This is a genomic window from Curtobacterium sp. S6 (assembly GCF_000710345.2).
Classification (GTDB): Bacteria; Actinomycetota; Actinomycetes; order Actinomycetales; family Micrococcaceae; genus Rothia.
On record NZ_KL537415.1, the window covers coordinates 129,482 to 150,817 of the forward strand.

At 62.9% G+C, this 21,336-nt stretch carries 17 protein-coding genes; 11 read left to right on the top strand and 6 right to left on the bottom strand.

Features of this window, described 5'->3' with window-relative positions; all coding sequences use genetic code 11:
* Positions 1–93: 93 nt before the first annotated feature.
* The 5 genes from CURSPS6_RS11570 (at position 94) to CURSPS6_RS11590 (ending at position 4,860) form a co-directional block, all read left to right on the top strand.
* Positions 94–975 (top strand): alpha/beta hydrolase family esterase, encoded by an 882-nt coding sequence (locus CURSPS6_RS11570; protein WP_200910957.1) that lies wholly within the window; start codon positions 94–96, stop codon positions 973–975.
* A 237-nt stretch (positions 976–1,212) separates the two neighbouring features.
* The gene (locus CURSPS6_RS11575; protein ID WP_051687985.1) at positions 1,213–2,601 is read left to right on the top strand and encodes a sensor histidine kinase; all 1,389 of its coding nucleotides are present in this window, start codon (positions 1,213–1,215) and stop codon (positions 2,599–2,601) included.
* Positions 2,602–2,610: 9 nt separating this feature from the next.
* Positions 2,611–3,405 (top strand): putative hydro-lyase, encoded by a 795-nt coding sequence (locus tag CURSPS6_RS11580; protein WP_030016389.1) that lies wholly within the window; start codon positions 2,611–2,613, stop codon positions 3,403–3,405.
* Positions 3,406–3,507: 102 nt separating this feature from the next.
* A complete protein-coding gene (locus CURSPS6_RS11585; RefSeq protein ID WP_030016391.1) occupies positions 3,508–4,170 on the top strand; it encodes a response regulator transcription factor in 663 nt (220 codons plus the stop codon).
* A gap of 216 nt (positions 4,171–4,386) precedes the next feature.
* The gene (locus CURSPS6_RS11590; protein WP_152978150.1) at positions 4,387–4,860 is read left to right on the top strand and encodes a MarR family winged helix-turn-helix transcriptional regulator; all 474 of its coding nucleotides are present in this window, start codon (positions 4,387–4,389) and stop codon (positions 4,858–4,860) included.
* 101 nt (positions 4,861–4,961) lie between these two features.
* On the opposite strand, the gene CURSPS6_RS11595 is transcribed toward CURSPS6_RS11590, so the two are convergent.
* The 3 genes from CURSPS6_RS11595 to bioB form a co-directional block, all read right to left on the bottom strand.
* Positions 4,962–5,216 (bottom strand): hypothetical protein, encoded by a 255-nt coding sequence (locus CURSPS6_RS11595; protein WP_035811291.1) that lies wholly within the window; start codon positions 5,214–5,216, stop codon positions 4,962–4,964.
* A 12-nt stretch (positions 5,217–5,228) separates the two neighbouring features.
* Positions 5,229–6,884, bottom strand: coding sequence for a cation:proton antiporter (locus tag CURSPS6_RS11600; protein WP_235503778.1), 1,656 nt, complete (start codon positions 6,882–6,884; stop codon positions 5,229–5,231).
* Between the two features lie 145 nt (positions 6,885–7,029).
* Entirely contained in the window at positions 7,030–8,103 is a 1,074-nt protein-coding gene (gene bioB / locus CURSPS6_RS11605; RefSeq protein ID WP_030016397.1) for a biotin synthase BioB, read from the bottom strand.
* A 151-nt stretch (positions 8,104–8,254) separates the two neighbouring features.
* Between bioB and CURSPS6_RS11610 the strand changes: the two genes are divergently transcribed.
* The 6 genes from CURSPS6_RS11610 to CURSPS6_RS11630 all read left to right on the top strand — a co-directional run bounded on the left by CURSPS6_RS11610 (position 8,255) and on the right by CURSPS6_RS11630 (position 13,130).
* The gene (locus CURSPS6_RS11610) at positions 8,255–8,791 is read left to right on the top strand and encodes a type 1 glutamine amidotransferase domain-containing protein (protein ID WP_030016399.1); all 537 of its coding nucleotides are present in this window, start codon (positions 8,255–8,257) and stop codon (positions 8,789–8,791) included.
* 34 nt (positions 8,792–8,825) lie between these two features.
* On the top strand, positions 8,826–9,503 hold the full coding sequence (locus CURSPS6_RS11615) for a TetR/AcrR family transcriptional regulator (RefSeq protein ID WP_051687988.1): 678 nt from the start codon (positions 8,826–8,828) through the stop codon (positions 9,501–9,503).
* Between the two features lie 101 nt (positions 9,504–9,604).
* Positions 9,605–10,981: a galactokinase gene (locus CURSPS6_RS11620; protein WP_030016403.1), complete on the top strand. Its 1,377-nt coding sequence runs from the start codon at positions 9,605–9,607 to the stop codon at positions 10,979–10,981.
* Between the two features lie 400 nt (positions 10,982–11,381).
* Entirely contained in the window at positions 11,382–12,497 is a 1,116-nt protein-coding gene (locus CURSPS6_RS11625) for an NADH:flavin oxidoreductase/NADH oxidase (protein WP_035811294.1), read from the top strand.
* 215 nt (positions 12,498–12,712) lie between these two features.
* Entirely contained in the window at positions 12,713–12,859 is a 147-nt protein-coding gene (locus tag CURSPS6_RS12590) for a ribosome recycling factor (protein WP_152978151.1), read from the top strand.
* Positions 12,860–12,935: 76 nt separating this feature from the next.
* A complete protein-coding gene (locus CURSPS6_RS11630) occupies positions 12,936–13,130 on the top strand; it encodes a CsbD family protein (protein WP_030016409.1) in 195 nt (64 codons plus the stop codon).
* Positions 13,131–14,166: 1,036 nt separating this feature from the next.
* Here the strand turns inward: CURSPS6_RS11630 and CURSPS6_RS12595 are convergent.
* From CURSPS6_RS12595 to CURSPS6_RS11640, 3 genes are all read right to left on the bottom strand, one after another.
* Entirely contained in the window at positions 14,167–14,985 is an 819-nt protein-coding gene (locus tag CURSPS6_RS12595; protein ID WP_152978152.1) for a hypothetical protein, read from the bottom strand.
* Between the two features lie 14 nt (positions 14,986–14,999).
* Positions 15,000–20,699 (bottom strand): DUF6531 domain-containing protein, encoded by a 5,700-nt coding sequence (locus tag CURSPS6_RS11635; RefSeq protein ID WP_030016413.1) that lies wholly within the window; start codon positions 20,697–20,699, stop codon positions 15,000–15,002.
* A 132-nt stretch (positions 20,700–20,831) separates the two neighbouring features.
* Entirely contained in the window at positions 20,832–21,116 is a 285-nt protein-coding gene (locus tag CURSPS6_RS11640) for a hypothetical protein (protein ID WP_030016415.1), read from the bottom strand.
* Positions 21,117–21,336: the final 220 nt, after the last annotated feature.

Below are 21,336 nucleotides of genomic sequence, written 5' to 3' on the forward strand. Positions count from 1 at the left end.
ACGTCCCACGGGGGCTCCCCGCCCCGGCGAGGCGGGCGCCCCCGCGTGACCAGGAAATATGCGGTGGGCGCCGAACCGACCTACGATATCCGGGTGAAGAAGCCATACGTCGTACGTCATGAGTGCTTGACCCTCCAGGAGGTCGAGAGGACCTACACCCTGGTCGAGCCACACCATCACGGTCCGAACCCGCCCCTGATCATCGTGTTCCACGGTTCCGAGCAGAGTTCGCGCGTGTTCCGGAAGTTCACCGGCGGGATTTTCGACGACGCCGCCGCGGCCACCGGCGCGATCCTCGCCTACCCGGACGGCTACCACCAACACTTCAACGACGCCCGCATCTGCATCTGCTCGAGCTTCGAAACCCGGAAACGCGGCATCGACGACGTCGCCTTCACCGCCGCGATCATCCACCGCACGGTTCAGACCCACGGCGTCGATCCGTCCCGCGTGTTCGTGGTCGGCTACTCCAACGGCGGTCAGATGGTCATCCGCCTCATCCACGAAGCCCCGAAGCTGCTGGCCGGGGCGGCGACGATCGCGGCCACGCAACCGTCGCCGAGGAATTTTCTCCTCGCGGACCGATTGCCAACCAAGCCGAAGCCGGTCCGGCTGTTGGCCATTCACGGCACCGCCGACCCCCTCGCACCCTACGAAGGCGGCGAAGCCTCCCTGTGGGGGCACGAGTCTCGGGGCTGCGTGCTCTCGGCACCCGATTCCGCTGCATACTTCGCCCGACGCAACTGCATCACCGCCACCCCAACGCGCGACCGGCCGATGGACGACGTCGAGGTCACCCGCTGGCGAGAGCCCGGCCGGGAACCCGTCGAACTGTGGACCGTCGAGGGCATGGGCCACGTCGTGCCGTCGCCACGCAAGCTCTCGCCACGGCTGGGACCGGGCACGGACTCCTTCGTCGCCGCCGAGGTCATCGCGGAGTTCTTCGGCCTCGAAGCCGCACCGGCCGAGGGGTAGAACCAGCACTACCCCGAACATCAGCCCGTCCCCCACTGTCCGCGAGCTCATTCCGAGCGATGCTGGACGGGTGACGTAGCGCCGATCCGAAGAGAAGACCTCCCCCGCCCGGTGAGTCCGTCTCGACCACTGCACAACTCACCGGGCCGGCATCTTCCTCTTCGGCTCGGCCTCGTCCTGACCCGGCGTGTAACGTCACGGATAGCTAAGACCCGGAACCACGAGGCGAAGGACACCATGAATCGGTCGATGTGGAGCATGCTGAGGAGCCCCTGGTACCTCGTCTCGGCGGCGCCGTGGGCCGCGCTCATCAGCATGGTCATCCAACCTTCGGTTTTCTTCTTCGGGCTCTTCTTCTTCTGGTTCTCCGTTTCTCTGGCGTCCACCGTTAACCCGATTCAATACCCCACCGGATTCATTATCGAAATGCTCTTGATGGTGATCTTGTGCGGTGGTTTTCTACCGATCCTCGGGCTGTGGTTCAGTTACGTCGAACGAGGGCGCCTCTGGGTGCTCGGGTTCCGAGACATCCCCTCTGCTCACGTTGCCCTACCATTGCGACCAGTCAAAGTATGGTTCGTGACGCGCTACAGGGAGCCCGCCTCCTGGCGCAATGTACTGGCAATGGCGGCCTCTACGATGTTCGGCATCGCCACTATGGTCGTCTTCCTCTTTGAAGGCATGTTCCTCGGCGTCACCGCGTTTCTGTGGGCGGTGACGGGGGGCCTTCACCGTAGTCTTTCCGCGAGCGACCTGGAGTCTATTCCGATTCGGGTCTCGTGGTTAACCAAGGGCCACCTTGCCGCGGACGACTGGTGGATGGCGGCCCTGACGTTCCTAGGATTCCTCCTCCTCTTCGCATACTTCAACGGGCTATACGCCGCGATCACGGGCACGGTTTCAAAACTCCTGCTCAGCCCACGCCCCGAGGAGATCGAGCGCCAGGTTCACCAGCTGACCTCGTCCCGCGCCCGGATCCTGGACAACTTCGAATCCGAACGCCGCCGCATCGAACGGGACCTTCACGACGGCGTCCAGCAGGAACTGGTCAACCTCAACCTCCGCCTGGGGTTGGCGGAATTCGAGCTGCAAATGCTCGAGGGCCAAGGGGTGGACGCGTCCGCGGCCCGCGAGCAGGTCGTGCGCGCCCAGGAGCAGATGAACCACGCCCTGCAGACTCTCCGCAATACGGTCCGCGGCATCTACCCCGCCGTCTTGGAGGACCACGGCCTGAAGGCGGCGCTGGAAGAGCTCGCGAATAACTGCATGTTGCCCGTGCACCTCCACTACACCGCAGCGGAACAGCTCCCCAATGACGTCCAGCGGACCGCCTATTATCTGGCGAACGAGGCGGTAACGAACGCCCTCAAGCATTCCACCGCCAACGCACTGTGGATCAACGCATCGGTCGAGGGTTCCGCCCTGCTCGTCGAGGTCACGGACAACGGCCAGGGCGGCGCGGACATGAGCCGAGGCACAGGCATCTCGGGGCTCAACGAACGCGTGCAACCGCTCGGCGGCGAGGTCTGGGTGGACTCCCCCGTGGGCGGCCCGACCACCCTCTCCGGACGCCTGCCGCTGCGCGCCGATGCTTCCGCGAACAACCCGGCGCCGGCGGACGCGTAACCTGGGAAAATGCCCGAGATCCCAGACCTGACGACCCTGCTCCCCGCCGAGGCGCGCGCCCGGTTCCGCCACGGCCTCGTGCGCCCCACCGCCGGGATCTCGCGGGGCTACGCCCAGGCGAACGTGATCATCGTTCCCCGGGACCTCGCCTTCGACGTGTTGCTCTTCGCTCAGCGCAACCCCAAGTCGTGCCCCGTCCTGGACGTTCTCGACGCCGGGCAGACCACCGGACGGCTCATGGCGGGCGGCGACATCCGCACGGACATCCCCGAATACATCGTCTACGAGCACGGCGAACCGGTCGAGCGGCTGACCGACATCACCGGCCGGTGGCGCGGGGACCTGGTGACCTTCATCGTGGGATGTTCCTTCACCTTCGAGACCGCCCTTCTGGACGCCGGCATTCCGGTGGCCCACATCGACCAGGGCGTCAACGTTCCGATGTACCGCACGTCGGTTCCGTGTTCCCCCGCGGGGTCGCTGGGCGGGCCGCTGGTCGTGTCGATGCGCCCGCTGCCCGCGTCTCAGGTGGCCGACGCCGTACGCATCACCTCCCGGTACCCCGCCGTCCACGGCGCGCCCGTGCACGTCGGGAACCCGGCCGAGATCGGCATCGAGGATCTCGGCCGCCCCGACTTCGGCGACCCGGTCCGCATACCCGAGGGGCACATCCCGGTCTTTTGGGCCTGCGGCGTGACACCCCAGGCGGCGGTGATGGCTTCCCGACCGGAGTTCGCCATCGGGCACGCGCCGGGCCACATGCTGATCACCGATGCCCGCGATGTCGAGTACGCGATCCCCTGAGTGATGACCTCGGAGACGGCAAAAAGATAACCTAGTGACGGTGGGCTCCCGGGAACCACGGCGGCCCACCCCCGTTCCTCGACGCTTTCGAAAGGCCAACCAGTGCGCATAGTTCTTGCGGAAGACTCGACCCTGCTTCGGGAAGGGCTCGTCATGGTCCTGACCAGGCTCGGCCACGAGGTCACCCGGCAGGTCGAGGACGCCGACGCCCTGCTGACGGCCGTGGACCAGGCTCGCGGGGGCGAGGGGGTCGACGTGGTGATCACGGACGTTCGGATGCCACCGACCAACACCAACGACGGCCTCCAAGCCGCTCACACGCTCCGCGAGCGCTACCCGCGGTTGCCCGTGCTGGTCCTGTCTCAGTACATCGCCTCGGCCTATGCGCGGGAGCTGTTTTCCGCGGATTCCTCGGGTCTCGGCTACCTCCTCAAGGACAGGGTCGCCAAGGTCGAGGACTTCGCTCGTGCCCTCGAGACCGTCGCCGGCGGCGGCACGGTGATCGACCCCGACGTCGTGAAGCACCTCATGGGCAACGCCTCGGCCGACAACCGCTCGTCGTCCTTGGACCTGTTGACGCCTCGGGAGACCGAGATCCTCAACCTCATGGCCCAGGGCAAAGCCAATGCGGAAATCGAGCGGGAACTGTATGTGTCTTCCGCTACTGTGGCCAAACACATCGGAAATATTTTCGACAAGCTCGGTCTCGATCCCGACGCGGGAAACCGCCGCGTACGCGCCGTACTCGCGTTCCTAGACAAGTAAAATTCCGCGGGTTGTCAGGGAGCATTCGGCGTGCGCACCGGAGATGTTCCCCCTGCCCAGCGGAGACCCACAAGAAATTTCCTCAACCATGGTTTTCAAAGTTTTGATTTGCAAAAATGCTAGTACTCTTTGTACGCATGGCAATTACTCGCGCGCGGAAAAATCGCGCTCCGCGAGTGGTCGCCGTTGCAGAGAAACCACCAAGGGAGAGAACCGTTGACAGAACCACAAGATAGCCCGGTCGGGACTGAGGAGAAGATCCGAGCCGACTCGTGGCGAGAGTATTTCGAGACGTCGCAAATGCTGATGAATAAGCTCGAGCAGCTGCTCCGCAAGGACACCGCTCTTCGCTTGGCCGATTACGACGTGTGCCAGCTCTTGTTCAATGCCAAGGACCGGCGTCTGCGGCTGGGTGACATCGCCCACGAAATGGTCTTTTCCCCGTCCCGCCTGAGCTACCAGGTGGGCGTCCTCTGCGACAAGGGGATCCTCCGCCGCATCGAGGATACGACCGACGGCCGCGCGGCTTTCGCGGAGCTGACCAGCCACGGCATGGAGATTTTCCTGGAGGCCCGGGCGATCCACAAGAAGCACGTCCAGGACATGTTCAATGACCTCGTCACCCTCGAAGAGGCCGAGGTCGTCCACGGCGTCTTCAGCCGGGTTCGCGAGCGCCTGCGCCGCGGCTAGCTAAAACTTCAGAACCACAACGACGGGCCCGCACGCCTCGCCCCAGCGAGGACTGCGGGCCCGTCGTCGCGTGCGGGGCGCGGCACGGCCCGCGCGTGCAGCTAGGACCGGGCGGTGCTCGACGTCCGCGTTGCGGCGGGCTGGCCCTGGGCGGGGGCGGAGCGTTCCAGCTGCTCGGCCTTGCGCAGTTCTTCGCGATTATGGCTGACCATGGAGGCCACGACGTTCAGGGCGATGCCCGCCAGGAGCAGAATCCATCCCAGGACGCCCAGGTGGGCCGTCATCAGGATGGCGCCCACGAGGAGCGCGAAGAGTGAGGTCAGATACGCGGGGGTGAGGAAGACGCGATAGTTCATGCCTCTATTTCATCACGAGGTCGGCGGCGCCGAATCACCAGGCTCTTTCCTGACCGGCTTGGCTGCCGTCGGCGCGGGCCCGTCCGTTCGCATGACCGGCAGGATCCCCGCCATGTCGGGATTTTCGACAGCCGCCAGCTGGTCCAGGCGGCGCAGGACCTGGTCGACGGTCGTGGGGTCGACGCCGCGGTCCGAGCGGGCTCGAATCACCTCGTCCTGGGCCGCGTTCAGCGCGACCTCACGCATCTTGGTGAACATCTTGCGGCGCTTGATGCGCTCCCGCATCTGCTGTTCGTAGACCTCGGTGCTCTCGACCTCTTGGGGGCTCCGGGGAACCATGCGGCGGTAGAGCTCCGAGACCGTGGCGACCAGTTCCGGGGGCGCGTCCTTGGCGGAATCCCTCACGGCCTCCATCGCGGCGCGCTGAGCCCTTTGCAAGAGTTCGCGCTCTTGCCGATCCTGCTGGTCCTCTTGGTCGAGCCCCAGCATCTTGACGAGTATGGGCAGGGTCAACCCGGGGAAGACCATCGTGAAGAGAAGCACCATGAACGCGATGACCAGGACCTCGGAGCGGAAGCCGAAGCCGACCGTGGGCAAGGAGAGGGCCAGGGCCAGGGTGACCAGCCCGCGCATCCCGGACCACGTCATCACGAGGGCCTCGCCGAAGGTTCGCGGCGTCATGTAGCGCCGGCCCTTTTTGGTCATCAGTAGCGCGATGCCGCACATCCACGCCAGGCGCAGCAGAATCACCACGGCCGAGATGATGACCCCGTGCAGGATCATTTCCCCCAGGCGATCCCCCGCGTCGGCGATGACCTCCCGGACCTGGAGGCCGATCAGGCCAAATGCGACGCCGGTGATCAGCATTTCGAGGACGCCCCAGAACGCCGTGCCGCTGAGCCGGTCTTCGGGTTCCAGGTCGCCCATCGTGCTGGACATCTGCACCGCGCCCACCACCACCGCGATGACACCCGAGGCGTGGATTTCCTCCGAGGCGATGTAGATCGCGAACGGCATGACCAGGGTCAGCCCGGACCGGGCCACGCTCGACGTCAGATGCCGCCGGGCGATGCCGCCGAGCCACCCAAAGAGGAGCCCCGCGGCGACCGCCGCCACCGCCGTGTAGAGAAATTGCAGGCCGAGCATCGGCGCGGAAAGGTGGCCGTGATCGGTGATCGCCGCGAGCGCGGCCTGGAAGGCCACGAGGGACACGGCGTCGTTGAACAGCCCCTCGGTCTGGAGCGTCGCGACGATGCGCCGCGGGATCCCGACGGGTTCGGCGACGGCCTCGACCGCGACGGGGTCGGGCGGGGCCACGGCGGCCCCGATCGCGACGGCGGCCGCGATGGTCATGCCGGGGACGAAGACGAGGGCCGTCCACGAGACGGCCAGGATGGTGATCGCGACCAGGACCACCGAGTAGATGACGATCGCCCGCCAGTTCGTCCGGAACATTTGCCAACTGGCCCGCTGCCCCAGCGCCCACAACAGTGGGGGCAGGAATATCGGCAGGATCAGCTCGGGCTCGATGCTGACGTTGGGCACCGCCGGGATGAAGATGATCGCCGCAACGGCGAGGGTCAGCAGCACCGGCCAGGGCAGGTTGAAACGGTCGCCAACGCCGACCAAAACCAGCGTTGCCAACAAAATCACGATGATCACGATCATGAAGTCCACAATCCGACCTTACGTGGCGCGCGCTCCTCGGGGAGATCCGAACTCCAGAATGTGGGAAGTCCGCAAGGGAGTGTGACATGGGCAATCGCCGCCCCCGCGGCGGTCGTGAACCGTCACGCGAGCGCGGCTGGCCATCTCACGCGTTGGGCGCCGCGGCCGTTCCTACCCCGCGGCGCCGCAGGGATACCCGCTCGGCCCGCTCCTCGTGTTCGGCCACGAGGTCGCGACCCTCGGCGCCCAGGACCTCGAACCCCGCGTCGCGGATCATTCGCAAGTCGTCCAGGGCCGACTGGCCTTCGCTGGTCAGGTAGTCGCCCAGAAAGAGGGAATTGACCACGTGCAGGGCGAGCGGTTGCAGGGTCCGCAGGTGCATCTCGCGACCTCCGGCCATGCGGACCTCCCGCTGCGGGGCCGCCATGCGAACCATCGAGAGGATGCGGAGGCATTTCAGCGGGTCGAGCTCCCACGTCCCTTCCAGGGGCGTGCCCTCGAAAGGCATCAGGAAGTTGACGGGTATCGATTCGGACCCCAGGTCCACGAGCGTGTAGACGGCGTCGACCAGTTGCTCGGGGGTCTCACCCATGCCGACGATCAGCCCCGAGCACGCCTGGAGCCCGGCGTCTCGCACGTGCTCGACCGTGGCCACGCGCTCCCCGAAGCCGTGCGTGGTGCAGATGTCCCCGTAGTGGTCCTCGGAGGTGTTGAGGTTGTGGTTATAGGCGTCGGCGCCCGCGTCCCTCAACCGTTCGGCCTGGCCCTCGCGCAGGATTCCCAGGCACGCGCACACCTCGACGTCGGGATTGGTGGCCTTGAGACCGTCGATCATCCCAGCCACACGGTCGACGTCGCGGTCCGTGGGGCCTTTTCCGCTGGCCACCATGCACACCCGCGCGGCGCCGCCCGCGATGCCGAGTTCGGCCTGACGGACCGCCTCGTCGGGTTTGATCCAGGTGTACTTGAGGATTTCCGCGGCCGAACCCAGGCGCTGGGAACAATAGGTGCAGTCCTCGGGGCAGAGCCCCGATTTCAGGTTCACCAGGTAATTGAGTTTGACGGTGTTGCCGAAATGCTCGCGCCGCAGCTCGGCGGCCGCGGCGACGATGCCCAGCGTGGCCGCGTCGGGGGCGTCGAGAATCGCGAGCGCTTCCTCGCGGGTCAGGGGTTGGCCCGCGGAGATTCGGCGCGCCAGGTCAAGGGGTTGAATATCCATGCCAGCATTGAACACGGTTTTTGAACAGTGTTCAATGATGAATCGCGGGACACCCCTGACGAGGATCGGCTCTCAGCGCACACGGGTTCCGCCGGAGGCCGTCGCGGACGTAGCGTAAAAGCGAAAAGTACTTCTCAGAAAGGATTTCACCATGGCAGATTTGAACGGAAAGACCATCGCCTTCCTGCTGACCAACGGCGTCGAGGAGGTCGAACTGACCCGCCCGCGCAAGGCCCTCGACGAGGCCGGCGCCAAGACCGTCATTGTCTCCCCGGCCGAGGGCTCCCTGACGGCCATGAACGGCGACTGGGACCACGGCGACACCTTCCCCGTGGATGTTCCGCTCTCCGAGGCTGATCCGAGCGATTTCGACGCGCTGGTATTGCCCGGCGGAACCATCAATGCCGACACCCTGCGGATCGCGGACGGCGCCACGGAGTTCGTGCGCGCCTTCTTCGATCGGGAGAAGACGGTCGCCGCGATCTGCCACGCGCCGTGGATCCTCGCGCAGGCCGATCTCGCGCGCGGGCGCCACCTGACCTCGTTCTCCTCGATCAGCACGGACCTGATCAACGCGGGGGCCGAGTGGGAGGATTCCCCGGTGGTCGTGGACGGCAACCTCATCACGAGCCGCAACCCCAACGACATCGACGCCTTCAACGCCGCGATCTCCGAGGCCCTCTCCTAATCCAGGCGTCGGGACCGATCGGTAGACTCTTTCCGTGGCCCTGACGCAAGAACGCATCCTGACGACCGCCCTCTCGCTGCTCAGCGAGTACGGGCTGGGCGACTTGTCGATGCGTCGGGTCGCCTCGGAACTTGGCGTCGCCCCGGGCGCGCTGTACTACCACGTCAAGAACAAGCAAGAACTGCTGACCCTTCTGGCCGGCAGAATGCTCGACGTCCCGCGGGGGTCCGTCGCCCCGGAGCCGGCATCCGGCTCCGGGGCCACGCCCGCGGCGCACGGCCCGTCCGGCGTCGAGGCCGAGACCATCGAGGCAGTGTCCGCGCTGGCCAGGGGCGTGCGAGAGGCGATCGTTCCCTACCCCGACGGCGCTGACGTCATCGGAATCGCGATGGCCACTCGCCCGGAGTCCATCGCGGCCTTCGTTCGCATTCGGGAGATCCTGGGTGCGGCGGGCCTGGCCGAGCGACGCGCCGACTGGGGAGCGCGGACGGTGTTGTACGCGGTGCTGGGGTTCGTCTCGGCCGAGCACAATCACGCACGGTTGATCTCGCCGGCCGGGGCCTCCGGCGTGGGTGCCGAGGGAGGCTCCTCGGTCGCGGGATTTGAGGCCGAAGCGTGCGATTTCGGCGTCCGTTCGGCCGTGGCCGGCCTGCTGCACACCACGAGACCGGCACCACCAGGGGCGCTACGCGGATCGCACTACAATGGGTGAGGCGTTCGGAGCCATACCCCCGGTTCCGAGCCGGCGGCCCCGCAGTTGGGCACCACGCCATCCGTCCCCGATCACCCAGTGAAGAATTCAGGTATAACTCCATGACCGAGGCTTCGATCTCGGCCCGGTGGGCCACGCTGCCGGACCACGCGGCGCAGGTGAGGTCTCTGCGTGAGGCCTTCCTTGAACGCTACGGTTCGGAACCCGACGGCGTCTGGTCGGCACCCGGGCGCCTGAACCTGCTGGGTGAATACGTCGACTTCAACGGAGGGGCGTGTTTCCCCACGCCCCTGCCCTACCGGACCCTAATCGCTGGCCGTCTTCGCCGCGATGGCATCCTTCACGCCGAATCTCGCCAAATGTCCGAACCCGTTCAGCACCGGGTGTCCGAGATCGCGCCGGGCACGGTCTGCGGGTGGTTCTCGTACGTCGGCGGCGTCGCGTGGTCCATGAATCAGGAGGGCAACGGTGACATCGCCCTGCCCCCGGATTTCGGCGCCGATCTTCTCATCGATTCGACCGTCCCGGTCGGTGGCGGCCTGTCTTCTTCGGCCGCCCTCGAAAGCGCCACGGCCCTGGCCCTCTTGGAACTTTCCTGCCCGTTGCGCACGGAAGCCGCGATGCAGCCTCTTCCCGTGGGTGGCTGCGGACCGGACAACGACGCCCTGCGCGCCCGCCTTGCTCGCGTGTGCATGAGGGCCGAGAACGAGGTCGCCGGCGCGGTGACCGGTGGCCTCGACCAAACCACCTCCCTGCGTTCCCTTCCCGGCCAGGCGATGGTCATCGACTTCCGCGATTTTTCGATCGAGCCGGTGGACGTGAATGTCACGGAGGCGGACCTCGCCTTTCTGGTGATCGACACCCGCGCCCCGCACGATCTGGCCGACGGGCAGTACTCGAGCCGTCGTGACGTGTGCGAGAGCTTGCAACGCGCGACCGGCGTCGAACATCTCCGCGACCTGCTGCCCGAGGAGATCGGGTTCCCCGACCTCGACGCCGCACAGGCCCGCGACGCCCGCCAACGGGTCATCGGGCAGACCCTGGATCGGCTGGCCGCGGACCTCGAGGTGATCCAGCACGTCGGCGAGCGGAAGCTGAGGTCGTGGATCAAACACGTTTTCACCGACATGATGCTCGTCGAACGCGCGCGAACGCTGTTCACGGATCGCCTGCCCGTCGACGAGGAGACCTGGACCGAGCTCGGAACGCTGTTCACCACGTCGCACGCTTCGATGCGTGACGACCTCGGTGCATCACGCGAAGAGCTCGACGTCGCGGTCAAGACCTGCCTCGACCACGGGGCCCTCGGTGCGCGCCTGGTGGGTGGCGGCTTCGGTGGAGCGGTTCTGGCGTTGGTTTCTCGGGAGCGGATCACCGAAACCGCCCAGGCGGTGGCGGATGCTTTTGCGCACCGAGACTTCGAGGTACCCGTTTTTCTGCCCCTGGCCCCAGGGCGTCCCGCCAATCGAGACGTGTGAAGTACCGAATAATGGCGCTCAACAACTGAGCGTTCCAATAGAAAGTAGAAGGCGGAGCGCATGTCATGCGCCCCGCCTTCTTGCCTGACTCACGTGGTTCTTCTCCCATAGACCGCAACGCTGCAGGCACGCGTCACGGGTTGTGCGAAGCTTCGCACGTGGTCGATATCGACGATTAAGTATAAAACACTCACGAGTACGGACCACCAACGCGAGGGCCGAATCTTAATCAAAGGTTGTCCTCCGGGCGTCACAGTTCTACTTTTTTCCGAAAATGCTGGCGTTATTGTGTCGGATCGTGACCCTGTTCCGGACCCCTGGGGAATAAGCCGACGCCATGCCGCCGTTGGGCTGGTGGAAACCTCAACTCCAACGAACCCCCTCGGAAAGGTTGCCCCTCGTGGCGTACTCCCACCTCTTTCAGCCATTGACCCTTCGCGGATTGACCCTCAAGAACCGGGCACTGGTCGCCCCGATGTGCCAGTACAGCGCGGCGGACGACGGCATCCCCACCGACTGGCACCTCATGCACCTGGGGGCCTTCGCGACCGGCGGCTTCTCCCTCGTGACAGCGGAGGCCACCGGCGTCGTTCCCGAGGGCCGCATTTCGCCAGGAGACCTGGGCCTGTGGAACGACGAGCAGATCGGGGCGTTCTCCCGCATCGCGGACTTTGTGCATGAAAACGGCCAGGGCGCCGCATTTGGCATCCAACTGGCGCACGCCGGGCGTAAGGCCTCGACATACCACGCGCTACCCGGATACCCCAGCGGCTCCCTGAGCCCCGAGGACGGCGCCTGGACCACCGTGGCCCCCACAGAAGAGCCCTTCGGAGACTTCGACGCGCCCCACGCGATGACCGAGACGGAAATCCTCGACACCGCGGAAGCGTTCGCCAGTGCGACCCGCCGCGCCGTGGAGGCCGGGGTCGACACCGTCCAGATTCACGCAGCCCACGGTTACCTTCTGCACGAGTTCCTCCAGAAGGCGGTCAATACCCGTGACGACCAGTGGGGCGGCGATGACCTCGAGAACCGCATGCGGTTCCCGCTCGAGGTGGTCCGCCGCGTCCGCGAGGTGCTGCCCGAGCATATGCCGCTCATGCTTCGCGTCTCCGCCGTGGACTGGCGCGAGGAATGGGGCACCGAGGCGGGGCGTCGCGCCAACGACGAGGACCTCGCGGACATCACCGAATTCGTCCGGCGCGCCGGCGAGCTCGGCGTGGATATGGTCGATGTTTCCTCCGGGGGCAACCTCGTGCAGCCGAACGTCAAGCCGGTCCCCGGCTACCAGACGGAGTTCGCCGCCCATATCCGCAGGGAAACGGGAGTGGTGACCAGCGCCGTCGGGATCATCACCGATCCCATTCAGGCCGAGCACACCGTGGCCACGGGCCAGGCCGACGCCGTGAGCATCGGTCGTGAAGCCCTCCGGGATCCCCGCTGGGCGCTCCGCGCGGCCGACGAGTTGCGCCAGGACATCGAATGGCCGGGACAGTTCTACCGCGCCCATCGGTAGACCGATTCGGCCGAACTGATTCGCTACCGGAAATCGCCTCGACATTCCCTGGACAAGTGGTCACGGTTCGGTTACAACGTTTTGCCAGGGGTGAACAACGGGCACTTCCTGGGGTTTACGGTTCACAGGCGGCCAATCGGTGGCCTAGTGTATTGGACAAGAGGCGATCCAGAGCACAAAAATTCAAAGGATTGCCGTGACGAAAGGAGCCGATTATGGGTTTCGATCTGAATAACGACAAGGTTGACGACGCTCTGAACAAGGGCAAGGATGCCGTCAACGACAAGACCGGCAAGGACACTGTCAAGGACGAGCACCTCGACAAGGCCAAGGACGCCTTGAACGATAAGTTCGGAAACTAAGACTCAGTTCCTTCCGCTCAATCTTGCTCACCCCCTCGGGTAATTCCTTGGGGAACCTTAACGAAAGGAGTCCCATATGGGTATCGAGGACAAGGCTAACAACGCATTTCAGGATGCTTCCGGCAACGCCAAGGAGAAAGTTGGCGAGGCCGTTGGCAACGATGATCTGAAGAATGAAGGCAAGGGCGACCAGATCTCCGCAGCCGTCAAGGACGGTGCCGAGAAGGTCAAGGACGCCGCTCGCAACATCGGCGATAAGTTCAAGGGTTAATTCGGCGACCTGACTTGCCTGCTCGTGGCGGTCCCCCTCCGGGGTGGGCCGCCACGAGTGTTTTAACGGCTCTAGCGGCGGCTTGGAATGCGGATCACGGGTCTGTCGCGAGAAGACGTCTCGACCAGCGTGCGGCGGTTGGTTTCACGTGGAACAAAGATTCTGGCTTGTGGGGGGCGCTTCAAATCGGGTGTCCCAGCGGCGTTGGGCTCACGACACCGAGGACGTTCCACCCCAACCATCACCGGAATTCGCAATCCCCGAGAAAGGCCCAGCCAAGCGTGACCAGCAGAACCCGATGACGGATCCTCTCCCGTCCCGATTCCAACCACTCAGACGACGGTCATGCCTTACCCAGGCCTATAGAACGCACCATGCACTATCCCGCGGACGAAACAACACTATGTAGCTCCGTGGAAACCACCAACGGAGAGGTCGATAGATGACTATCAATGCGGTGATGTGGTGGTTGAAGGACACAACCCCGGAGACATGACCTCGATGGGCGAGCAGGACGAAGAGGAGCCCTACGTCCCTTCAACCGGACCTTCGAAGTCTTTTCCGATCCAACTGTGGAATATCCATTCACATTGAATTGCGTCAATCGTGAATTTATATTTCTTCCCAGGCACGAGAGATTCCGCTTCAGTTTTAACATCACCCCAACTCCAGTTTGGGTTACCCATAGAAATATCCGGACACTATTTACCCACTGCCCTTACTACATTGACTTCCCTACCAGCTATACCATTGGTTCCCCTAGAGGGTGTGGAGCTCACTACGGTACAAATTTCGGTTCTGCTAGTCAGCTTATTTATTCCCATACAGGAGATAACGGCTAGCAAGACAACACCAATCGGAATCCAGTAAGTCCTGGCCATCTGATACCAAGGTAGCTCGGGCTTCTTTCCGGCCCGATTTCTCGTAGACGTTACACCTAGAGCCACTCCGAACCCCACTGCTAAACGTGGCTTCCGAACCCCCGGTAACCTATTTGGGTATACATTTATGAATACGTTTTCTGCGTGCGCTGCAATCAGGATTTCCAGTTACAGTGAAATTGTTCAATCCATTGAACAAACTCATTGGTTCCACCCTCATCAAATGTTACACCCAAAACTCCGTTATTTTCAGGAGAATATACTACCAACTTGCCGTTCGAAATTGATCCGAAAATCTTGTCAACATCAGTTCCACCATGAAATGACCTGTTGAATATCAAGGCGAAGACTTGATTACTCATACGTCCATTGTCGTCTACGATTTTACCGCTGTGAATAAATTCTTCGTCGAATTCTTTCACCTCAAAATTGCAATTGAGCACATCCGAGTCCATGAACACTGTTGAACGAAACCCCGCCGGCATTCGCTCTCTGGAACCTAATGAGAATTTGACATGAACCGCTCTTTTTTCCTGACCTGGAGAATTTGTCACCGATATACCATCCAGCTCAATAATTTCGGCAGGAACAGGTTTCCTGCTCTTATCCACTACTGATCCGCCGACCGAGTTTTTGCTTCTATTTGTCCGTCGGGATTTTTCTGGTCCTCCAGTAACCAGACTATATACGTGCATCGACGCACAAATACCCATCATGTACGCGAAATTTGTGGTTTGCCCTCTGGCATTAAACCCGAAGATGGAATAGACAAACACTGAAAAGATTATTATAAAAATTATAAACGGCTCCACTTTGGTTTTTCGTAAGCCAAAAAGGAGAATTTGCGATAAAATTACTGCCTCGATCCAAGCGGCCAATTTTCCATACACCATCTCCGTTGACCAGTCGCTCCACGGTGCTAATGCGAGTACAACTGTCGCGACCGGCAGGAATATATACTTTGTTCTACCCAATGTTGTTCTACCTTCTAGTTGAATAGCAGGCTACTACTCGAGCTTACCGTGCCGCCGACTAACGTACCGTAGATTGCAGAACCGTACATTGTTTTCGTATTTTGTTGCTGCAAGTTGGTCAGGCCGTTCATACTTCTAGGAGCGAAACTCTTCATCTGCCGTAGAGTCGTTACCCCTGTTTGATTTGTATAATTTCCAATCCCTGTATACTTGCCAGTTATATGCGTTACACCGGTGGTGGCCCCTGAACCACCGGCAGCTATCCCGGCACTTTTTGCATCGATGTTACGCCCTGCTACAACGTCCGAAACCACTGAACCGCCCGCACCAATACCCATGTTTCCTAGAGTCTTGATTGACGTTGCGACATTTCCTGACGCGTTGAAATTCAACTTGTTCGTTACGTTGCTAGGCATATTTTTGAATACCGAACTACCTTCCACTGATGAGCCTATTTTCTTCGCAAGAGAACCGCTCGCAGGTCCCAAATTCGCACCCGCGGCGGAAGCCACCGTACCGCCCACTACAGTTCCCGCGAAGTCACGGCCATTCTCAATCTTCCAACCATGAGTTGCCAAATACTGGAAAGACGAGCCCGCCCCACCAGCAACGCCGTTGACGCCTGCATTGATCCCCATAGCCTTCGCTAGCTGAGTTCCACCGGAAGTCATTCCCGCGGTCGCACCCTTTGCAACCGCCATGCCAGCACCACCCACGGCACCGGTCGCGGTGCCGATCAACGCGTCCTTACCGGCCTTTTTCCAGTCAACGGAACCGTTAGTCGCCTTTTGCGAAGCTACCGAGACACCACCAGACATCAAACCTCCGGCACCGGCCATCAGCGCAACACCCGCGACTCCACCAACACCGGTGCACATAAGGGCGACGCCGCCAACAATCGCCGCACCAGCCGCGACATACTCCCAGTTATCCTTCCACCAATGCCCCACAGCACCGGCGGCCTTCTCCAACGGGCTCTTATGCGCCTCCCGATACGACTCCAAATCCGCAGGCGACACCGGAGACAACCCGAACGGGTCCAACGCCCCCACCGGATCATTACCCGCAAACGAATACGGATTCCCCGACCAACCAGAACCCACCACAGGATCCAACGGATCAACCGACAAAAACCCACGAGAACCCCGGTCATACACCCGAGCCCCCATCCACTCCAGACCATCCAGACTCAACGCGCCACCAACAGTCAGACCCACACCACCAACAGCGGAACCCTGACCAAAGAAACCAGCAACATCGGCACCCAACCCCGGAACAGACCACGGATCAGAAACCAAAGTCTCCCGAGCAGACCGCCACCCAGCAGCAACCCACGAACCACCCACGGCCACACCAGCAACCGAAGCAACCACCGGGATCTCACCAACACCGGCCAACGCCGGCACCACCGACGCCGAATCCCAACACAACGGTGTGCCATTGACCCGGCGCGGCTCACCAGTGGCATCAACCCACACATCAATCGCAGAAACCGCCCCACCAACGGCATCGTCAGTGGTCACAGACTCCAAGAAGCCCGTCGGACCCCACGCGAAATGACGCACGGAACCATCGGTCCGCGTCTCACGCACACGCCGGCCCAAACCGTCATACACAAACGACGCTTCCGAACCGTCCGTGCCCACTACGGACATCAGCTGCGACGCCTCGTCGTAGGAATACGTGAACTCCACACCGTCAACGGACTCGCGCACCAAACGCCCGGCAAGATCATAGACCCACGTGCGATCCTCGATATCTGAATCGGTCGACCCGGTGGTGCGCGAGGCCACCAATTGTGAGGCCTCGTCGTAGGAATACACCGTCAACCCACCATCGGACTGATCCACCGAGGCGACTCGACCCGCGGCATCGTAAGAAACCTGCGTGCTCGATGAAACCCCATCCTGAGAAACCTTCCGATGGGTCACCATCTGGCCTTCGCGGTACTCCCACGACTGACGCCCAGCCCCCGAGACGGCACCGACCAACCGGCCCTCGACGTCGTGTTCCAGAGTCACCTCGCCGGCGGCCGGCGTGCGGACGGATACCAGCTGACCGGCGGAATCATAGGAATACTCCGTCCGACCGGACGGGGTGTCCATGAAGGTCCGGGCGCCGTCCGCGTCGTAACCCCAACTCATCGACATCCGCTCGGTGGCGGTCTCGAGGTCGCGACGAACCAACCGACCCAAACGATCGAAGCTCAACGTATGGACGGCCTCGGCATCCGGGCACGTGTAATCGGTGACGGAAACCTCACGGGCGGAAGAGCGACGGGTCGTCTCGGCGATCAGCCGGCCGTCCACCCGAACGGACCGTTCCAGCCCAGCCTCATCGAACTCCCACTCGGTCACCTGACCGGTTGGCTCCTTCTGCCATACCTGACGACCGGCGGCGTCATAGCCACCCGTGGTCACGCGCCCGGAAGGATCCACACTCCGAACGACCTGATCCAGCTCGTCGTATTCTCGTTCGGTTACCCCACCCAAAGGATCGGTGACCCGCACGAGACGCCCGCGCACGTCGTACTCGAAACGCGTCTTACCGCCCAAGCCATTGGTGGCCTGGATCAGCTGGCCCGCGGCGTCGTAGGCGAAGCGGCGCTGCCCATAACGACCATCGGCCACCGACACCAGGTTCCCGACCTTGTCATAGCCGTATCGCGCCGTTCCGCGACCGGGTGAGGTTGCCTCAACGACGCGGCCCATCACGTCATAGGTCACCGACTCGGTATCGCCGCTGGGAAGAATTCGCTGAATCACCCGGGAGCCGGCGTCGTAGACCAGGCGCGTGACAGCACCGCCCGGATCGACCTCGGTCTCGGGGCGGCCGCACACGTCATAAGTAAACCTGGACGTTTTGCCACCGGGCGTGGTGATCGCCGTGGTTCGGCCGGCCAGATCGTACTCGATCTGGGTCAATCCGCCATCGGCATCGACCAGCTCGACCGGACGCCCGCAGGCGTCGTAGGTGGTCAGCTCGCTGGAGCCGTCCGCGGAGGTCGTCTTGGTCGGACGACCGTACTGGTCGTAATCGGTGCGAACCGAGGAAAAAGCGTCCCGGACCTGCTCAAAGCGTGTGGTGCGGTCGTAGTCCACGGATTCAGAAACCCCCGTGGGGTCCGTGACCGAGATCAGAACGCCGTTCTTGTCGTAGTCCCGGGTCCACGATCCACCGGCCGGATCGATAATCTTCCGAACCTGTGAGAGACCGTCGTGCGTGAAATTCCACGCCGCATCGTCGGGAAGGATCAGCGACTCAACGTTGCCCATCTGGTCAAAGACGCGGGACACACGCCGCCCCAGCGGATCCACCGTCGCCACCAGATCACCCGAGGGCCCGTACTCCAACTCGGTACGCGCCCCGGCCGGATCCACCATCGCGGTCATCCGGCCACCGGCGCCGTGCTCGAAACGCCACCGCGAACCGTCCGGGTCGGTCCGGGATACCAAGAGCCCGCTCTTGTCGTACTCGTAGGTCGTCGAGGCACCCGAGGGGGTGATGGCCTCGGTCACCCGACCGGCGGAATCGCGCACCAACCGCGCGGTCTCTCCCGCGGCATTGGTCGAAGAGACCAGATCCCCCAAGTCGTCATAACCGAACCGAACCGACACGCCTTCGGGGTCCACGACCTGTAGGAGGAGGCCATCGGTCCAGGTCAGCTGAGTGCGTCCACCCATCGGATCGACGATCACCGAGGGGTTACGCTCAACCTCGTCCTGGTATTCGTACTCGACGACGGCGCCCGCATCGGTGACCACCGTGGTCGTCCGATCCTGCTCATCGTAGCCGTACGTGAAATCACCGCCTTCCGGCGTGACCTCTCGGACCAACCGGCCGCGGCTGTCGAAGCCGCGCGCGGTCACAGAACCATCGCGCTCGGTCACCGAAACGCGGTTGCCAAAGTTGTCATAAGCCATCGACTGACGGTTGTCATCGGTGTCGATGATGCCGACCACACGCCCGCGCGCGTCGGCGATCCAGGTATTCGACGACGTGCCGTCGTCGTCGGAGACCACCGTGACCCGGCCCGGGAGATACCCGTAGCGGATGCGACGGCCGTGTTCCGAGACCTGACCGGTCACGCGGCCCTTGTCGTCATACGTATTGGTCACCTCGACGACGCCGGTCTCGGCCACCACGGCCGCAATCAGGCCGTTATCACCGATGCGGTATTCCCGGGTGCCGGTCTCCGAGAGGACCTGGATCAAATGGGTGTTGTCGTCGTAGACGTACTCGACGAGCCGACCGTCCGAGGCGCGGGCCACGACCACGCGTCCGGACGAATACTCGAGGTCGATCCACCGTCCTCGCTCGTGGACTAGGCGGGTAATTTCGCCGTCGTCATTGCGCAGCGCGGCCACCGTATTCCCGGTGCCGGAACCGCTTCCCAACCAGCTGCCGCTGCGGGTAAAGGCGACCCAGGAGCCCACATTGTCGCGAATGACGAGGACCCTAGCGAACGGATCCGCATCATCCACGCCCGCCTCATCCACCAATCGGGACAGCGCCCGGAACTGGGCCTGATCGCGTGATTCCTCGGTCAGCCAGAACGATTCGGCTTCGGCGCGTCCCCACCCGGATCCCTCACGAGGGAAGACCACGTGTCGGCCGTCGTCAAAGACCCACGTGGCACCCTCGTTGTTGAGGAGCAGGCGGGCATCGAGGATCGAGGACCATCCCGGGCCAAAGGCGCCCGTGCGAGATGCGTCGTCCTCGACGAACACGCTGTTGTACATGCGGGTCAGGGCGAGCGCCGAGCTCGCACCGGCGAATCCCAGGTCGGTTTCCGGCTCGATGAAGTTACCGGTCGCCGTGTTGACAGGATCGTTTGCGTACCCGGACGTCGGCGGATGGCCCACGACCTGAGGAGGGCTCACCGTCAGGTCCTGCCGGGACGCGGAGACGCCCTTGGCCTCGAGGGAAGCCTGAAGGGCCGCATCCGAGACGGTCTTGACGTTGCCGTCGCCGCCGGCCTCCTCGAAGGCGTCGGCCACCGTATTGGCCCAGTCGACGTCGTCCTTATTCAGTTCAAGCCACTTATCGAAGTCACCCATCAAAGCGTCAGCGTTGAGGGTTCCCCACTTGCACTGGCTCTTGAAATCCGAGAGTTTGCCGCGCAATTCGCCGGGCTTGCTGGCCAAGGCCTCGTTATTCCCACTGGATCCGCGGGCAAAAGAACGCAGATTCCCCGGCACGGCCGAGCTGACGCCGCCTCCGCCACCGCCGGAACCGCCCGGAGCAGGTGTCTCACGATTCTTGGGGGGAGCCGCCGCTTGGGGCTGCTTCGGGGGAACATCGGCCGGACCGACCGGGGGCTCGTCGTGGCCCTGGAAATCGTCCCCGATCTTGTCATCCCAAGCTTTTTGAACGAAGTTCCGCGACTCACGCTTTTGGACCCACTCCCGGGCCTGCCGGCGACGTTCGTTCTCGCTTTTCGCGGAATCGCGGAGTTCACCGGCGGACGTCGCGACCTGGCGCAATTGCGTGCACAGCTCGTCCGCGTCCGAGGCCGCGGTCCTGGCGTTGTCCGCAAACAGGGTGGAGAAATGCCCCTTGAACTCTTTCTTGCCCGTCTCGACATCCCCGGACCGTGACGACTTCTGCCCGTCGATCACTTGGGCACAGTTATTGAACGCCGAGATGACGTCTTCGGCTACGCCAAAATCGAATTCGACATCGCTGTCAATTCCCTCGAGGACATCAGACACGGGACACTTCTCCTGAAGCTAGCATTTCAACTTTTATTTTAAGTAGATAGGGACAGCAAAAGTGGGGCTGGTGCGAGGCCGCTCATGCCAACCAGTCGCATCAGCCCCACCCTGCTGGAACGGGCGCGGTGCTTAAGCGCCGCCGCCGGCGGTGAAGATATCCGTCGAAATCTTGTGAAGCTGCGTGCGGAGCTCGTCGAGCTCCTGCTTTGCCTTCTCGAGAGCGGTCTTGGTCTCGGGCCAGGTCGAGGAACGGAACTGATCGGCCAACGGGCCATCCCAGACGTTCGGTTCGGACAGGCGCTGTCCCTGGGTGTCCAACTGCTGGATCTGGTCGGTCAGCCCACCGTCGATGATGGTCTGAATCTGGGTAATGGCCTGCTTGGCCTCTTCACTGCTGAGTACGCGTCCTGACATGGTCATCCCATCCTTATTCGACAAGTTTTGAAATTTTCTAACCGATGTAGTAACCGGCCAACCGTTGCGAGATTTAGGTTACATGAATCAATAGCGACGCAATGTTCAGTATTCAAGCAAAGGAATTTTGCTTGACACTGAAAATATCTCGCCCTGTCACGACCGCCCGCGAGGCTATTGGTTGAATCCGTCACCCCTTTGTCACAGTCTGTAAAAAACA

Bases quoted from the DNA above. Each gene is read 5' to 3' on its own strand.
- CURSPS6_RS11575 (WP_051687985.1), top strand. From the start codon at position 1,213: ATGAATCGGTCGATGTGGAGCATGCTGAGGAGCCCCTGGTACCTCGTC.
- CURSPS6_RS11580 (WP_030016389.1), top strand. From the start codon at position 2,611: ATGCCCGAGATCCCAGACCTGACGACCCTGCTCCCCGCCGAGGCGCGC.
- CURSPS6_RS11595 (WP_035811291.1), bottom strand. From the start codon at position 5,216: ATGAACTATCGCGTCTTCCTCACCCCCGCGTATCTGACCTCACTCTTC.
- CURSPS6_RS11600 (WP_235503778.1), bottom strand. From the start codon at position 6,884: ATGATCGTGATCATCGTGATTTTGTTGGCAACGCTGGTTTTGGTCGGC.
- bioB (WP_030016397.1), bottom strand. From the start codon at position 8,103: ATGGATATTCAACCCCTTGACCTGGCGCGCCGAATCTCCGCGGGCCAA.
- CURSPS6_RS11610 (WP_030016399.1), top strand. From the start codon at position 8,255: ATGGCAGATTTGAACGGAAAGACCATCGCCTTCCTGCTGACCAACGGC.
- CURSPS6_RS11620 (WP_030016403.1), top strand. From the start codon at position 9,605: ATGACCGAGGCTTCGATCTCGGCCCGGTGGGCCACGCTGCCGGACCAC.
- CURSPS6_RS12590 (WP_152978151.1), top strand. From the start codon at position 12,713: ATGGGTTTCGATCTGAATAACGACAAGGTTGACGACGCTCTGAACAAG.
- CURSPS6_RS11630 (WP_030016409.1), top strand. From the start codon at position 12,936: ATGGGTATCGAGGACAAGGCTAACAACGCATTTCAGGATGCTTCCGGC.
- CURSPS6_RS11640 (WP_030016415.1), bottom strand. From the start codon at position 21,116: ATGTCAGGACGCGTACTCAGCAGTGAAGAGGCCAAGCAGGCCATTACC.